This is a genomic window from Deinococcus hopiensis KR-140, assembly GCF_900176165.1.
Classification (GTDB): domain Bacteria; phylum Deinococcota; class Deinococci; order Deinococcales; family Deinococcaceae; genus Deinococcus; species Deinococcus hopiensis.
This window is the reverse complement of record NZ_FWWU01000004.1, coordinates 119,154-134,024: the sequence shown is the minus strand read 5'-3', so window position 1 is coordinate 134,024 and position 14,871 is coordinate 119,154. Positions and strand designations below refer to the sequence as shown.

The window sequence follows — 14,871 nt, the reverse complement described above, 5'->3', positions numbered from 1 at the left end:
CAGCCGACCACGGGGAGCCGGAGTCAGTTGCTGATCGACGGCGCCTGCCGCAGGTGTGCGCGCCCGAACCCAAGCCGTCCAGCGTGAATTGCGCCCCGCGTCTCCCGCGTCACGAAGGGGCGGGTGTCACCCACCAAGCCCACCCGGACGGACGCAGTGGGGCCGTCCATAGGGCCGGGAAAGGGCGCAGCTCCAAGGGTGACCCGGGGTGGCGAGAAGGACGCGCTTCATCCCCGACTGCCCGCCTGAGTTCCCAACGCGCCGGTCAGCAGCCCCACGCCCGCGAAGCGGTGGGCTTCAGCGCAAGGGTGTCCCCGTCCCCAAAAAAGCGCTTTCCCTTTCCGACGACCACCGGATAGGCCATCAGGCGCAGCCTGTCCAACAGCTCAAATCTGGCGGAAGCCCGGCAGGCCACCGCCTCCACGTGATGGCTTGCCCTCGGCACTCCGCTCCCTGATGTGCCGAAGTGGGGTGTGCCGTAGTGGCCCCGTCACCCCTGGCTTTGCCCGGCCCTCTCCCACACGAAAAGAAGGGACAAAAGTAACAGAGGCTTGCCCCTCCCCAGTGGGCCTTGTCAAGCTGCGTGGCCGAGAGGGAGCCCACGAGAAGGCCCCGTTTTTAAGCCCCCCGCCCTGATGCGACCGTGCCTGCGCGCGCTTCACGCCCCCCGGAATCAGGCGTCGCGGCAGGAAGCGCGGCGTCAAAGCCAGAAGCTGGTTCACCTTGCCATTGATGACGTTCTGCCCGCGCAGCATGGCGGACACTCCTTGCCGGGCCACGGTGGCGTCGTCCAGAATCGCGCGGCCCTTCACCAGCCTGGAGTCATTCATCTGGGCGCGGTTCTGAAAGCCCGTTTGTATGGGGCCGGGGCACAGCGCCGTGACGGTCACGCCCGTACCGCGCAGCTCCTCGCGAATGGCTTCCGAAAAGGACAGCACCTAAGCCTTGGTGGCGTCACACGGCCATCAATGGCCCGGGCATAAAGGCGGCCGTGGAGGCCACATGCATCACTCGGCCTCGGCCCCGTTTTGCTCCAGCGTGGTGTTCAGCAGGCGCAACGTGGCCCCCTGCCCCTTCAGAGAGGCGCCGAGCGTGACCGCCACCGTTTGGGGCGTGCCCTTTCCTGCGCGGCGAGCCGGCGATCCACCACCCCGAACCAGTTCCAGAGCAGGCGCTCGGGCACCGCCAGGAACAGCGCCTCCTTGGTCTGGAAGTACAGGTAGAGGGTACCCCTGGCGAGTCCAGCGGCGCGTGCCACGTCCGACACCGTGATGTCGGTATACGGCTTCTCGCCCCACAGGGCGAAGGCCGCATCGAGAATGGCGCCGTGGCGGGCCAGCTTGTCCCCGTCCTTGCGGGCCCGCTCTCCCCTGGATTTCGGCACAGGTTCCGCGTTACTGACCACGGGTCATATATTAAATGACCGTTGGTCAGGCATCCGGCATACGGGGTACAGGTGAGGAGGGGCGTAGCATCGGCTCCATGGGCGCTCCTCCTTTCGGTTCGCAAGCGGCGCGGCAGCCGCAGGGCGAAGCTTCCGTGGAGCCGGTGGGCAACGATCTGGGCCTGGGCCGGGTGATCTCGCAAGAGAGCCATACGCGGATGCTGAACAAGGACGGCAGCTTCACCCTGCAGCGCGGCGGCATCGGCTTCTGGCACTCACTGAGCCTGTATTACGACCTGATCAGCATTTCGTGGCCAGCCTTTTTCGGTCTGCTGGGGGTAACCTACCTGCTGCTGAACGCCGGGTTTGCCCTGGCTTACCTGACGCTGGGTCCGGGCGCACTGTCCGAGATGCCGCAGGGCGACGGCAACCGCTTCTGGGCCTGCTTTTTCTTCTCGGTGCAGACCTTCGGCACCATCGGCTTCGGGCACGTCTACCCGCGGACCTTCGCCGCCAATCTGCTCGTCACGGTGGAGGCGTTCGTGGGCCTCGTGGGCGTGGCGCTGGCAACTGGAGTGCTGTTCGCCCGCTTTTCCAGGCCCAGGCACCGCGTGCTGTTCAGTGAGTGCGCGGTGATCGCTCCCTACCGCGGCGGGTGGGGCCTGATGTTCCGGCTGGTCAACGGGCAACGCACGGACCTGATCGAGCTGCAGATTGAGGTCACACTGGCGTACTTCAAGCGGGTGGGCGTCCGTCAGGTGCGCCACTTCGCACCGCTGACCCTGGAGCGCAGCAGCGTGGCCTTCTTTCCCCTCTCGTGGACGGTGGTCCACCCCATTACCGAGGAAAGCCCTCTGTGGAAGGTGACCCCGCAGCAGCTGCAGGCCGCTGAGGCCGAGATTATGGTGAATCTGCGCGGCCTGGACGACGCGGTGTACAACGCTGTTCGGGCGAGGACGAGCTATCAGGGGGCGGACCTGCGCTGGCACGCCCGCTTTGCCGATATCTTCGTGCGCCGCGCCGGGCGCCCGGTTGGTATTGACGTGCGGAAGCTGAGCGTGGTGGAACCCGCGCCCTCAGCAGAGTAATTTCTAACAACATTTCTCGCGATTATTGCTCTGCTTTCCTCTCCCCATTTGAGCTGCACCATACGAAAAGAGACGTAAGATCTGGAAGCAACTCCGAAAGGCGAATACGTTTTCAGACCCCGACATCCAAGCTTCATATCGGCTTTCCCCCTCCAACAGCGGGCGAAAGTAACGAAATCTTCCTGCGCAACTCAATAGGATGAAAGGGTGTTTTCAGTGGACGGGGGGTGAGGTATGCTGTATGGACAAGCCACTTCACGCCTCTGCGCCTACGGCGGAGGCCGCCCATTCCAGCGTTTCCGGCCCGGGAACTGCACCCGCCCACTGTCCAAACCCACCACTTCGTCCGTTTAGGTTCAAGGTGTTTGACGATTATTCACCGGCGTTGTAGGCTGCCCCTCGAACACATCAGCGAGTTTTCCGCCCGGTTTTCCTGAATGGCGCGATGTTCCTCATTTCCAGTGGGTGTCTCTGCCCACCCAGGAGGTTGTCTCATGACCGTATCCCGTACTCTGCTTGCCCTGCTCGCCCTCGGTGCCGCTGCCCACGCCGGCGCCCAGACCTACACCGGGCCCAAGGTCAGCCTCACGTACCTGCACGGCTTTACCGGCCCTGACCGCCCCGTCATGGAGGCCCTGGTCAAGCAGTTCAACGACACCCACCCCAACATTCAGGTGCGCGCGCAGGCCCAGCCCTGGGGCACGACCTGGCAGCAGTTGCCCTCGTTGGTGGCCTCGGGCCGCGCGCCCGACGTCGTGGTGATCAACGAGGACCAGATCACCGGCTTTATCGCTCGTGGAGCCGTGTCGCCCCTGACGACCGCCGAGATGACGGCGGCGGGCCTGAACAAGAAAAACTTCTTCGGGCCGCTTTTCCAGACGGCCGACTACAAGGGCCAGAGCTACGGCATCCCGGTGTCCAGCGTCGCCTACGCGATGTTCTACAACAAAGACCTGATGAAAAAGGCCGGGCTTGACCCCAACAAGCCCCCCCGCACCCGCGCCGAGTTTCTCAAGGCCGTGCAGGCGTGCACGGTGGACAAGAGCGGCAAGAAATCCACCGACGCAGGCTTCGATCCCAAGAACCTCGACACCTGGGGTGTGAGCCTGTACAACAACTGGGTGGGTGCGCGCGCGGCCTACGCCGCCATTTTGCAAAACGGCGGCGCGATGATCGACAAGAACGAGAACGCGGCCTTCAACTCGCCGCAGGCCAAGAGCGCGGTGCAGTTCGTGGTCGACTTGGTGCAGAAGCAACACGTGGCGCGGCCCAACAGCACCGAGGAAGCCGAACTCGCGGCCTTTAGCCAGGGCAAGGTCTGCTTCTTCCCCAGCGGCCAGTGGTACCTCGACCGCTTCGAGCAGCAGAAGATGAATTTCGGCGTGACCTTCATGCCGCGTATCGGCGGTACCGTACGTGACGCGGCGTGGGGCGGATCGAGCCACCTGACGCTGCCCAAACAGCGCCCCGGCTACGACGCCAACAAGCGCAAGGCGGCCCTGGCCTTTATGGCCTGGATAACCCAGCCCGAGCAGAACCTGAGCTGGACGAGCACCGGCAGCCTGCCGAGCCAGAGCGTCGTTGCCAAGAACCCCAAATTCGACAACGCGCCCATCAGCGGCATTTTCGATCGCCTGGGCAGCGTGTACGCCACGAGCGGCTTTCCCTGGGTCGGTCAGGTCATGGGGCCCTTCGATCAGGCCTGGGAAGCGGCTTACCTGGGCAAGAAGACCGTGGACAAGGCGCTAAACGATGGTGTGGCCGAGGCCAACAAGCAGATCGAGCAGGCCCGCAAGAACTTCAAGTAAAGCCTGTGCGGGAGCGTCGCCCGGCGCTCCCCGCCTGCCCAGCCCCGGCGGCGGCTTCCTTTCCCCCCGCACGCTGTTGTGGAGGGAGGAGGCCGCCTCCTTTTTCCGGCTCTCCCGACGAGAGGTGTACGCCGCGATGACCGTTACCCAAGCCCCGCCCACGACCACCCGGACGCCTGGTCCCCGCCGCCGCCTCAATCTGGAACCCTACTTCTACCTGCTGCCGCACGCGCTGCTGTTTTTCGTGTTTACGGTGTATCCGCTGATCTACGGCCTGTACATCAGCCTGCACCGCTGGGACCCGCTGAACCCGCAGATGCCCTTTGTGGGCGCTGAGTTCTACCGCAACCTGTTCACGCCCGACACCCCACAGTTTCAGTTTTTCTGGAAGACGCTGTGGAACACCACCTTCTTCACGATTGTGAGCGTGCCCCTGCTGGTGGCGGCGGCGCTGGGACTGGCCCTGCTGCTGCAGCGGCCCATCTTCGGACGGGCCTTTTTCCGGGCAGTGTTTTTTATGCCGGGCATCTTGACCGTCTCGGTGATGGGCATCCTGTGGCGCTGGATGTTCGATAACCAGAACGGGCTGGTCAATGCGGCGGCGGGCGCGCTGTCGCAGATGCAGCCCATCCCCTGGCTGTCTACTGAGGGGCTGGCGTGGGTGCCCATCGTGGTGGGCACGATCTGGTGGACGTTGGGCTTCAACATGACGCTGTACCTGGCGGCCCTGAGCAACGTGCCCGAGAGCCTGTACGAGGCGGCCTCACTGGACGGGGCCACGCGCGGGCAGCAGTTCCGCTACATCACCCTGCCCATGCTCGCGCCAGTGACGCTGTTCGTGGTCGTCACGACGGCGCTCGCCTCGTTCCAGCTGTTCGGGCAGTCGCAGGTCATCACCAATGGCGGCCCCAACCGCAGCACCCAGAGCGTGATCCAGTACATCACCGAGGAGGCGTTTACCAACACCCAGTATTCCAGCGCCGCGGCGCTCGGCTTCGCGTTCGGCCTGATGATGCTCATTCTGACCGCCATGCAGTTCCGGATCATGGCGCGTGACGTCAAGGAGGAAGGCTGATGGCCGTGACGTACCAACCGCAGGTCAAGCGCCGCCGGATGCCGCGCGATGTTCCGCGCTTCGCGCTGCTGTGCCTGCTGTCCATCCTGTTTCTCGCCCCGGTGTACTGGATGCTCACCACGTCCCTCAAGGCCGAGGCCGACGTTATTGCCACGCCGGTGCAGTGGTGGCCGCAGCACCCGACGCTGGACAACTACCGCGAGGTGCTGACCTCTCCCGACGGCAACATCGTGCGCTGGACGCTGAACTCGCTGTTCGTGGCCGTGACCTTTACGGTGCTGCACGTCATCCTGTGCGCGCTGACCGCCTACCCTCTGGCGCGTATGAAATTCAGGGGCCGCAACGCCTGGTTCTGGTTCATCCTCAGCTCCATGATGATTCCGGGGATCGTGACCCTGATTCCCACCTACATCATGATGATGCAGTTCGGGTGGATCAACTCGTACCACGCGCTGATCTGGCCGGGGATTTCGGGCGTATTCGGGGTGTTTTTGCTGCGGCAGTTTTTCGTCGGCATTCCCAAGGAGCTCGAAGAAGCCGCGCGGCTGGACGGCGCGAACAGCTTGCAGACCTTTTGGAGGATCATCCTGCCGCTGAGCGTGCCGCCCCTGATCACGCTGGCCGTGTTCGCGTTCATGGGCTCGTGGAACAACTACCTCTGGCCGCTGTACACGGTCACCGATGTGGACAAGATGACGCTGCCGGTGGGAATTACCACCTTCTCGCAGCGCTACGTGACCGAGTACGGCAAGCTGATGGCCTCCACCACACTGGCGGCCGTGCCGGTGCTGATCGCCTACCTCGTCGCGCAGCGCTTTTTGGAATCGGGCCTCGCCACGACGGGCCTCAAGGAGTAATGTGCCCCCACGCCTGATCCCCCGTTTCCTGACGTTCACGCTCGCCTGCACGGCGCTGCTGTCTTCCTTCCCCGTGCAGGCCGGAGGCACCGGGCCAAAACCAGCGCCAGCCACCACCTTCCGCAATCCGGTGATTGACGAGAACTTCCCCGATCCCTTCCTGCTGCGGGTGGGCAGCACCTACCACGCCTACGCCACCAACTCCAGCAACGCCAACGTGCCGCACGCGGTCAGCCCGGACCTCGTCCACTGGCAGATGCAGGCGGACGCCATGCCCGTGCTGCCGGCCTGGGCGAAGGGAGGACGCACCTGGGCCCCCGAAGTGGCGCAGATCGGCAAACGGTATGTGCTGTACTTCACGGCGCAGGATGCGGAGAGTGGGCGGCAGTGCGTGGGAGCGGCGGCGGCAGCCGCGCCCGAGGGCCCGTTTCAGGGCCAGCCGCGCCCCATCGTGTGCCAGGTGGGGGAGGGCGGCAGCATCGACGCCAGCCCCTTTACCGACGCGGACGGCAAGCGCTACTTGCTGTGGAAGAACGACGGCAACTGCTGCAACCAGCTCACCAACATCTATCTTCAGCCGCTGAGCGCCGACGGCCTGAAGGTGACGGGCAAGGCCACGGCCCTCATCAACAACTTCGAGATCTGGGAAGGCAACGTGGTGGAGGCCCCCACCCTGTACCGCGCAGGCGGCGTGTACTACCTGCTGTACTCGGCGGGGCCGTTTGACTCGGACCTGTACGCGGTCGGCTACGCGACCGCCACGCGCGTCACGGGGCCGTACCGCAAGGCGGCGGACAACCCCGTGCTGTCGAGCAAGGGGCAGGTGGCCGGACCGGGCCACCAGAGCGTGGTCAAGGACGGGGCCGGGCAGACCTGGCTGGTGTACCACGCCTGGCAGGCCGGCAAGACCAACGACAGCGTGGGTTACCGCTCCATGCACCTCGCGCCCGTGACCTTCTCGGGCGGCAAGGTCAAGGTCAACGGACCGACGCTCGCGCCGCAGCGGGCACCGAAGCCGTAGGGGAAAAGGAGCGTCAGGCGGGCGGACCCTTCGGGGTTCCGCCCGCGTTTCTCCTGGCCTCTTCTTGCGCCGTTTTCCGCCTTTCACCGCGCAGGCTTATCCTGTCGGGCGCGTCCCCTCCCCTGCCCACCCACAAGGAGCCCTTGCCATGACGACAGAGCCCAACGAAGCGCACTTTGAACTGGACCGCATGACCGAAGACGCCTGGCAGATGTTCCGTACGCTGGGCGAATTCTCCATCGGCTTTGACCGCATGGCGCGGGTGCACACGCCCCTGGTGACGGTGTACGGCAGCGCCCGCACGCCCATCAAGGACCGCTATTACGGCCTGGCCGAGGAACTGGGCCGCGCCCTGGTTCGGGCGGGCTTCGGCGTCATGACGGGTGGCGGCCCCGGCATCATGGAGGCGGCCAACAAGGGGGCGTACGAGGCCGGAGGCGTCAGCATCGGGCACAACATCATCCTGCCGCATGAGCAGCGGGCCAATCCGTACCAGACGCTCTCGCTGACTTATGAGTATTTCCACGCCCGCAAGGTGATGCTGGCGCGCTACGCCCGCGCCTTCGTGGTGTTTCCGGGCGGCTTCGGCACGCTGGACGAACTTTCGGAATTGCTCACGCTGGTGCAGACGCGCAAGATGCACGCCGCGCCCATCTACCTCGTCGGAGCGGATCACTGGCGGGGGCTGGCGGAGTGGTTTACCGGTACCCTCACCCAGTCCGGCGCGATCTCGGCGGACGACGTGCAGTTGTTCCAGGTGGTGGACGGGGTGGCGGGTATCCCGGAAGGCATCCACCTCTACCTCAACCCGAAGGTGGAAGACGGCTTCAAACGCCCGACGCCGGAAGACCGCGCCCGCGCCCAGGGAGGGCCGTCTTGAGCGTGCTGGAGCGGTTGCGCGGCCAGCTTGTCGTGTCGTGCCAGGCGGACCCGGGCAGTCCGCTGCGCGATTCCTACATCATCGGTCGCCTGGCCCTGGCTGCCGAGTTGGGCGGCGCGGCAGGGCTGCGGGTGCAGGGCTTCGCGGACGTGCAGGCGGTGCGCGCGGTGACGGCCCTGCCCATCATCGGCCTGACAAAGACGGACCGGAACGACACCGACGTGTACATCACCCCCACATCGGCGGAAGCGGTGCGCCTGGCCGAACTGGGGGCCGAGATCGTGGCGCTGGACGCCACCCTGCGGCCCCGGCCCGAACCGCTGCAGAACATGTTCGCGGCGGTTCGCGCGGCGGGCGCGCAGGTCATGGCCGATATCAGCACGCTGGAGGAAGCGCGGGCGGCGCTGGACGCGGGAGCAGACTGCGTGGGCACCACGCTGGCCGGATACACCCCTTACAGCCGGGCCCTGACCACCCCCGACTGGGACCTGATGGACGAGCTGCGCGCGGCGGGTCTGCCCTTCGCCGCCGAGGGCCGCATCAGCCTTCCGGAGCAAGCGGCGGAGGCGCGCAGACGCGGGGCCCTCTTCGTGGTGGTGGGCTCGGCGATCACGCGGCCGGACGTGATTACGCGGTGGTACGCGCAGGCACTGGACGGATAAACACGTCTGCCCGGAGCCCTGAACTTTTGCATGAGAGCGGGTGACGTATGCTGGGTCTATGTTGATTCTCGAAGGAAAATATCAAGTCCAGCAAAATAAAAAACTGACGATTCTGGCCGAGGGCAAGGTGCAACCGAAAGGCACGCTGGACAGCGACATTGCTGCGCTGCAGGAAAGCTGCCGCACCACAGGCCGCTGTGACGTGCAGGTCGTTACCCAGCACGGCGTCATGCAGGGCACCTTAGTGGAAAAGAAGCCCCGCCAGTTCAGCCTGTGGCAGTACGAGGGCCACCTCTCCTTTCCGCCCCGCGACTGACCCCGACCGCGAATTGCAAAGGCCCCCCTGGTCCCAACCCGGGGGGCCACGCCTTTTGAACGCTCCGATTAGCGTTCCAGCTCGGTGCGGGCGCGTTCCCAGTCGCTCACGCGGCTGATCTCTTCCAAGTCCGCCGGGTCCAGCGTCAGGGTGACGGTACCCAGCAGGTCTTGCAGTTGCTCCACGCTGTTCGCGCCGATGATCGGTGCGGTTACGGCGGGCTGGGCGAGCAGCCACGCGAGGGCCACCTGCGCGGGCACCGCGCCGTGCCGCTCAGCCACCGACACGAGCGTTTCCACGGTGTCGAAGTTCTGGTCGCCAAAACGCCTGGCTGCGTTCTCACCCGCGCGCACGCTGTCCGGCAGGGGCTGGCCGCGGCGGTACTTGCCCGTCAGCATGCCGCCGCCCAGCGGGCTCCAGGGAATGACCCCCAGGCCGTACTCCACGCAGACCCTCGACAGCTCGCGCTCGAAATTGGCGCGGGTGGGCGAGAGCAGGCTGTACTCGGGCTGAATGCTCACGAAGCTCTCCAGCCCCCGGCGGTCACCCGTCCAGAGGGCCTGCATCAGCCTCCACGCGCTGTAGTTCGAGCAGCCGATATACCGCACGTAACCCCGGCGCACCAGCTCCGTAAAGGCGGCCAGCGTTTCCTCGATGGGCGTGGCTGCGTCGATCCAGTGGGCCTGGTACAGGTCGATGTGGTCCACCTGCAAGCGGCGCAGGCTGTCCTCGCAGGCCTTCAAGATCCAGCGGCGCGACAGGCCCTCGCGCTGGTGAATGGTCGAGCGTCCCTGGTGGTGATCCACCCCACCCATCGGCCCGCGCACCTTGGTGGCGATCACCATATCGTCGCGGTTGCCGCGGGCTTTCAGCCAACGCCCGATGATCTCCTCGGACACGCCGCCAGGGTTGCCGGGAATCCAGGTCGTGTAGATGTCGGCGGTGTCCAGAAAATTGCCACCTGCGCCGGCGTAGGCGTCCATCAGGGCGAAGGAGGTGGCCTCGTCGGCGGTCCAGCCAAACTGCATGGTGCCCAAGCCGAGGGGAAAGAGGTGCAGGCCGCTGCGGCCGAGCTGACGGTAGGGGGTCATGGGGGCTCCTCCGGGAGGGAAGACGGGGGCGAGGGCAAACGTGACGGGCGTCCACAGCTTGCCACGTCGCCCTGTGGCCGCGCCCTGCGCTCCACCGGAACTTCAGGAACGCTCAAGCGCCGGCGTTCTCCCCTTCCTCCCGGGGTCTGTTGCTCCGCACCCGGAGCTCCTCTGCCGCCCGCCCCGCTGCCCTCTGCTATGCTGCCTCCACCTGGGAGTGGGGAAGTCCGGTGAGAATCCGGCGCTGTCGCGCAACGGTATGCCGCAAGGAGCGGTAAGCCCGAATGCCCCCCAGGGACGCCCTGCCACGCACAACACGTGGCCAGGCACCTCTCGCCGTCAGAGGGCCATCTCCCGAGCTGCCGCATGTTCCGTGCCTGCTCCGGCCCCCGGCTGGAGTGGGTTTTTTCGTGCTCCCACTCCCGCTGCCCTGCCCGCACGCCGGAGCTCACCATGCCCTTTTCTCCACCTGCCCCCAGCCACCTGGGGTCCCCCGATCTGCCGCCCATCTCCCAAAGCCCCGAAATGAGCGTTCTCTCCGCCTGGTGGTCCCCGTGATCGTCTGCGTCGGGGCGGGTCCCGGCCACCTCGATTTCCTGACGCGCCGGGGCGCGGAACTGGTGTCCAATGCCGATGTCGTCGCAGGATTTGACGCCGTGGTGGACGTGGTGCGGCCGCTGCTCCTGAATGAACAGCAGGTGGTCACCATGGGCTACAGCGATCAGGTGGCAAAACTGGCGGAAGTCGCGGAGCTTCATCAGGCGGGGAAGAATTGCGTGGTGGTGTTGATGGGCGACGTCCACTTCAGCGGCTTTCAGTTTCTGGAACGGGTGGAAACGGCCTGCGGACACCGGGTAGAAACCGTGGCCGGCATCTCCAGCGCGCAGATGCTCGCCAGCAAGGGACGGGTGTGCTTCGACGAGACCACCTTCCTGACCTTTCACCGCCGGGGTAACCTGACGCCCTTCAAGACGCACCTGCGCGAGGTGCTGCGCGGGGGGCGGAACGCTATCGTCATTCCCCGTCCCTGGGACTTTATGCCGGGGGACGTCGCGGCGTATTTGCTCGCAGGTGGGGCAAGCGCTGCGCACCAGGTGGAGGTCTGGGAGAACCTTTCCCGTGATGAGGCCGAGTGGAGGGGCACCCTGGCCGAGATGGAGGGCCGCAAATTCTCGGACATGAGCATCGTGCTTATCCGCGCCCTGACGCCCATGCCCACGGGTTTGGAGGGAGAACAGTGAGTGCCGACTACGCCATCGTCCTGGCCGCTCACGGCAGCCGTGACCCTGCCAGTTCGGGGCAGTTCGAGGAGCTGGTCACTCGGGTCAAGGCCCTGGACCCTGGACGCGTCATCACCCACGGGTTTCTGGAGTTCAACACGCCCACCATTGACGAGGCCGCGCGGGAAGCCATTGCCGCAGGGGCGCGGGAAATCGTGCTGGTCCCCGGCGTGCTGCTGGCCGCCACACATGCCAAGAACGATCTGCCCAGCGAGCTCAACGCCCTGCGCCGGGAGTTCCCCCACGTCACCTTTCACTACGGCGCGGCCATGGACCTGCACCCGGGCCTGCTGGCCGTCTGCCGCGAGCGGCTGGTGGAAGCCGAGGCCGGGGCATCCCGTGAGGTTCGCCGTAACGAGACGCTGCTGCTGCTCGTCGGTCGCGGCACCACCGACCCCGACGCGAACGGGGACGTTCACAAACTGGCCCGCTTTCTGGAGGAGGGCCTGGGCTACGGCGCGAGCCTAGCCTGCTACAGCGGTACGGCCAGACCGGACCTGACCACCGGGCTGGCCCGCGCCGCCCGGCTGGGATTTGCCCGCGTGGTGGTGCTTCCGTACCTGTTGTTCGATGGTGTGTTGGCCCGCCGCGTCCGGGAAGCGGTGGCGGCGGCTGCCCAGCGCTGGCCAGAGACCGAGTTCCTGACGGCTGGACACCTGGGGCCACACCTGAACGTGGCCCGGGTGTTTCTGGAGCGGGCGCAGGAAGGCGTGCGGGGCCAGGGCCACATGAACTGCTCGCTGTGCAAGTACCGGGTGGAGGTGGTGGGCTACGAAGCCCAGGTAGGCGCGCCGCAGGTGGGACACCATGGGGCAGTCAGGGGGCTGCTGGGGGCGGGGGGTGAAGCGCCCAAACGCAGGACCATCGCCCCCTACGAACCCCACCCCATCGAGCGGGAGTCCTTCGAGATCATCGGGGGTCTGCGCGACTGGTCCACCGTCAATCCCTCCGACCGCTACGCCATGCAGCGCCTCGTGCATACGGCGGGCACATCAGACATCGTGGAAGACTTGTACTTCTCGCCGGGCGCGACCGAAGCGGGCGTCATGGCGATTTTGCGCGGCCTGACCGTGGTAACGGACGTGACAATGGTGCAGAGCGGCCTAAAGCGGCAGGTCCTGGGGGAACTGGGCGTGCCGGTCTGGTGCGGCGTCCATGACCCGGAAACGCACCTGCTGAGCCGCGAGGCGGGCATTACTCGCTCGGCGGCGGGCATCCGCCGCGCCTACGAGAAGTTCGGAAACGGCTGCATCGTCGCCATCGGGGACGCCCCAACAGCCATTTTCGAGACGGTACGCCTCATTCGCGAGCGGCACTGGCGTCCAGGTCTCGTCGTCGGGCTGCCCGTGGGCTTCGTGGGCACCCGCGAGAGCAAGGCCGCCCTGCGGGCCTGCCTGCGCGTTCCGCGCATCACGAATGCAGGCACGCGGGGCGGCAGTCCCTGGGCCAGCAGCGTGGTCAATGCACTGATGATCGAGGCGCAAAACCGCCTCGCCGCGGTGGCCACCACCGAGGTAGGGCCGGCCCGGCCCAGGACCAAAGCGTGAGCCTGACCATGACACCACCTGCCCGCCTCGATCTCAGTCAACTCGCCCCCAATGGCCTGCGGCGGGGCTTCACCACGGGCAGCGCGGCCACCGCGGCCCTGAAAGCGGCCCTGCTGCTGCTGCACGGAGGGTACCGGACGGCGGTGGACGTCACGCTGCCGGACGGGGACCTCGCCCTGCATCTGCCCGTGCAGAACGTGTGCCTGACCGACGTGGGCGCGTACGCCGAGGTGGTCAAGGACGGCGGCGACGACCCCGATGCCACGCACGGGGCGACGCTGTGGGTCCGGGTCACGCCCCTGCCAGATTCCCTTCAGCCCATGACCTTCCACGCGGGCGAGGGGGTCGGCGTGGTAACGGCCCCCGGTATTCGCGTCCCCGTAGGTGAACCTGCGATCAACCCCGTACCCCGGGCGATGATGCGCCGGGCCGCGCGGGAAGTGGCGGGGCACGAAGCCTTTGCCGTGACCGTGGGCTGCGTAAACGGCGCGGCCATCGCCCGCCGGACCTTCAACCCCCGGCTGGGCATCGCGGGCGGAATCTCCATCCTGGGAACCACCGGCATCGTGGAACCCATGAGCCTGGAAGCGTACATGGCGTCGGTGGAGGTGTACGTGCGGGTGGCCGTCCACGCGAGGCCGCCCGCTGTGGTCCTGACGCCCGGCAAGCTGGGCCGCGAGTATGCCCGCGAGACGCTGAAGGTGTGTCCGCAGGCCACCGTGCAGATGAGCAACTTCGTGGGTGCGGCGCTCGACGCCCTGCAGTCGGCGCTGGAGGAAACCGGGCATCCCCTCCCCCTGCTGCTCGTTGCGGGTCACCCCGGCAAGCTTGCCAAGGTGCTGAACGGCGACTGGAACACCCACAGTGGGCACAGCGGCATGGCGATGAACGCCGTCGCCCGGGTGGCGGCGGGGCTGGGAGCAGACGGGGAAACCGTGGAGGCCCTCGCCAGGGCCAACACCGTCGATGCCTGCGTCGCCCTGCTGGCCGCCCACCCGCGAGGAGGGGAAGTCTGGCAGGAGGGAGCGCGGCAGGTGGCTGGGGCGCTGCATGGCCGCGCCCCAGCTGTGGGCCGCGTCCGGGTGGCCCTCTTCGCGCTGGACGGCAGCGGGCTGGGCGAGGCCGAGGCGTGACTCCTCCCGGCACCTTCTACGGCCTGGGCGTGGGCCCAGGCCCCCACGGCCTGCTGCCCGTCGCGGCGCTGAACGTTTTGCAGGAGGCAGACTTCATCTACGCGCCCCGCTCCCGTGTGTCGGAGGGCTCGGTGGCCCTCGCCGCGCTGAACGGCCTGGACTTTCCCCTCGAACGGGTGCGCGAGGTGGCGTTCCTGATGGATGGTGACGATTCCCGCATCGGCGAGCATTACGCGACGCTGGCCCGGGAAATCGCGGGGTACCAGCGGGCGGGGCGCAGCGTCGCCTACCTGACCATCGGCGACGCAATGACCTACAGCACCCTGGGCTACCTCGTGGCGGCCCTGACGCGGGAAGCGCCGAACCTGCCACGCCGCGTGTTTCCCGGCGTGACCAGCTACGCCGCTGCCGCCGCCCTGACCGGTTTCAGCCTGGGGGAAGGCAGGGAGCGGGCGCTTATCCTGCCCTGCCCGGACGACGTGGAAGACCTGCGCGCCGAGATCGAGCGGAGCGACGTGGTGGTCCTGATGAAGGTGGGCCGCCGCCTGCCCGCTGTGCTCGCGCTGCTCTCGGATCTGGGCATCTTGAGCCACTGCGCCCTCGCCCACCGGCTGGGCCTGGACGGCGAGGTCGTGCGGGCCAGCCTGGACCCGCTGCCTGACCCTGGCCGCCTGGGGTATCTCAGCGTGCTCCTGATTCGCAAATCGGCTCCCCGGAGGTTTTCTTGAA

15 protein-coding genes and 1 riboswitch are annotated in these 14,871 nt (G+C 66.7%); of the genes, 12 read left to right on the top strand and 3 right to left on the bottom strand.

The features are described from left to right. Positions 1–386: 386 nt before the first annotated feature. Both B9A95_RS34460 and B9A95_RS03885 read right to left on the bottom strand, forming a co-directional pair. Positions 387–938, bottom strand: a complete 552-nt coding sequence (locus tag B9A95_RS34460; RefSeq protein ID WP_212648240.1) for an SDR family oxidoreductase — start codon at positions 936–938, stop codon at positions 387–389. 137 nt (positions 939–1,075) lie between these two features. Further along, the gene (locus B9A95_RS03885) at positions 1,076–1,405 is read right to left on the bottom strand and encodes a helix-turn-helix domain-containing protein (protein ID WP_084045629.1); all 330 of its coding nucleotides are present in this window, start codon (positions 1,403–1,405) and stop codon (positions 1,076–1,078) included. Between the two features lie 77 nt (positions 1,406–1,482). Here B9A95_RS03885 and B9A95_RS03880 point away from each other — a divergent pair, with 77 nt between their 5' ends. From B9A95_RS03880 to B9A95_RS03845, 8 genes are all read left to right on the top strand, one after another. Beyond that, positions 1,483–2,472, top strand: a complete 990-nt coding sequence (locus B9A95_RS03880; RefSeq protein ID WP_084045628.1) for an ion channel — start codon at positions 1,483–1,485, stop codon at positions 2,470–2,472. Positions 2,473–2,966: 494 nt separating this feature from the next. After that, a complete protein-coding gene (locus tag B9A95_RS03875; RefSeq protein WP_084045627.1) occupies positions 2,967–4,280 on the top strand; it encodes an ABC transporter substrate-binding protein in 1,314 nt (437 codons plus the stop codon). 136 nt (positions 4,281–4,416) lie between these two features. Further along, the gene (locus B9A95_RS03870; protein WP_084045814.1) at positions 4,417–5,355 is read left to right on the top strand and encodes a carbohydrate ABC transporter permease; all 939 of its coding nucleotides are present in this window, start codon (positions 4,417–4,419) and stop codon (positions 5,353–5,355) included. Continuing rightward, a complete protein-coding gene (locus B9A95_RS03865; protein WP_084045626.1) occupies positions 5,355–6,212 on the top strand; it encodes a carbohydrate ABC transporter permease in 858 nt (285 codons plus the stop codon). The genes B9A95_RS03870 and B9A95_RS03865 overlap by 1 nt, the downstream gene beginning before the upstream one ends. Before the next feature lies 1 nt (position 6,213). Further along, positions 6,214–7,233 carry a glycoside hydrolase family 43 protein gene (locus B9A95_RS03860; protein ID WP_139806441.1) on the top strand — a complete coding sequence of 340 codons (1,020 nt, stop codon included), beginning with the start codon at positions 6,214–6,216 and terminating at the stop codon, positions 7,231–7,233. A 148-nt stretch (positions 7,234–7,381) separates the two neighbouring features. Beyond that, positions 7,382–8,113: an LOG family protein gene (locus tag B9A95_RS03855; RefSeq protein ID WP_084045625.1), complete on the top strand. Its 732-nt coding sequence runs from the start codon at positions 7,382–7,384 to the stop codon at positions 8,111–8,113. A 2-nt stretch (positions 8,114–8,115) separates the two neighbouring features. Further along, a complete protein-coding gene (locus tag B9A95_RS03850; protein WP_245808142.1) occupies positions 8,116–8,775 on the top strand; it encodes an N-acetylmannosamine-6-phosphate 2-epimerase in 660 nt (219 codons plus the stop codon). Positions 8,776–8,833: 58 nt separating this feature from the next. Continuing rightward, the gene (locus B9A95_RS03845) at positions 8,834–9,091 is read left to right on the top strand and encodes a hypothetical protein (RefSeq protein ID WP_084045623.1); all 258 of its coding nucleotides are present in this window, start codon (positions 8,834–8,836) and stop codon (positions 9,089–9,091) included. Between the two features lie 68 nt (positions 9,092–9,159). Here B9A95_RS03845 and B9A95_RS03840 read toward each other — a convergent pair whose 3' ends face one another. Then, the gene (locus tag B9A95_RS03840) at positions 9,160–10,182 is read right to left on the bottom strand and encodes an aldo/keto reductase (RefSeq protein ID WP_084045622.1); all 1,023 of its coding nucleotides are present in this window, start codon (positions 10,180–10,182) and stop codon (positions 9,160–9,162) included. 195 nt (positions 10,183–10,377) lie between these two features. Then, a riboswitch (cobalamin riboswitch) is annotated at positions 10,378–10,492 on the top strand. Between B9A95_RS03840 and B9A95_RS03835 the strand changes: the two genes are divergently transcribed. The 4 genes from B9A95_RS03835 to cobI all read left to right on the top strand — a co-directional run bounded on the left by B9A95_RS03835 (position 10,467) and on the right by cobI (position 14,870). Further along, entirely contained in the window at positions 10,467–11,423 is a 957-nt protein-coding gene (locus B9A95_RS03835) for a cobalt-precorrin-7 (C(5))-methyltransferase (protein WP_281255803.1), read from the top strand. Its footprint overlaps the riboswitch before it by 26 nt. Further along, positions 11,420–13,009, top strand: a complete 1,590-nt coding sequence (locus tag B9A95_RS03830) for a precorrin-8X methylmutase (RefSeq protein WP_084045621.1) — start codon at positions 11,420–11,422, stop codon at positions 13,007–13,009. Before B9A95_RS03835 ends, B9A95_RS03830 begins: the two co-directional genes overlap by 4 nt. Next, positions 13,006–14,142, top strand: a complete 1,137-nt coding sequence (gene cbiD, locus B9A95_RS03825) for a cobalt-precorrin-5B (C(1))-methyltransferase CbiD (protein ID WP_245808121.1) — start codon at positions 13,006–13,008, stop codon at positions 14,140–14,142. The genes B9A95_RS03830 and cbiD overlap by 4 nt, the downstream gene beginning before the upstream one ends. Next, a complete protein-coding gene (gene cobI, locus B9A95_RS03820) occupies positions 14,139–14,870 on the top strand; it encodes a precorrin-2 C(20)-methyltransferase (RefSeq protein ID WP_084045620.1) in 732 nt (243 codons plus the stop codon). The genes cbiD and cobI overlap by 4 nt, the downstream gene beginning before the upstream one ends. Position 14,871 lies beyond the last annotated feature (1 nt).

Coding starts and splice junctions, on each gene's coding strand:
- B9A95_RS03880 (WP_084045628.1), top strand. CDS start 1,483: ATGGGCGCTCCTCCTTTCGGTTCGCAAGCGGCGCGGCAGCCGCAGGGC.
- B9A95_RS03875 (WP_084045627.1), top strand. CDS start 2,967: ATGACCGTATCCCGTACTCTGCTTGCCCTGCTCGCCCTCGGTGCCGCT.
- B9A95_RS03870 (WP_084045814.1), top strand. CDS start 4,417: ATGACCGTTACCCAAGCCCCGCCCACGACCACCCGGACGCCTGGTCCC.
- B9A95_RS03865 (WP_084045626.1), top strand. CDS start 5,355: ATGGCCGTGACGTACCAACCGCAGGTCAAGCGCCGCCGGATGCCGCGC.
- B9A95_RS03855 (WP_084045625.1), top strand. CDS start 7,382: ATGACGACAGAGCCCAACGAAGCGCACTTTGAACTGGACCGCATGACC.
- B9A95_RS03845 (WP_084045623.1), top strand. CDS start 8,834: ATGTTGATTCTCGAAGGAAAATATCAAGTCCAGCAAAATAAAAAACTG.
- B9A95_RS03840 (WP_084045622.1), bottom strand. CDS start 10,182: ATGACCCCCTACCGTCAGCTCGGCCGCAGCGGCCTGCACCTCTTTCCC.
- B9A95_RS03835 (WP_281255803.1), top strand. CDS start 10,467: ATGCCCCCCAGGGACGCCCTGCCACGCACAACACGTGGCCAGGCACCT.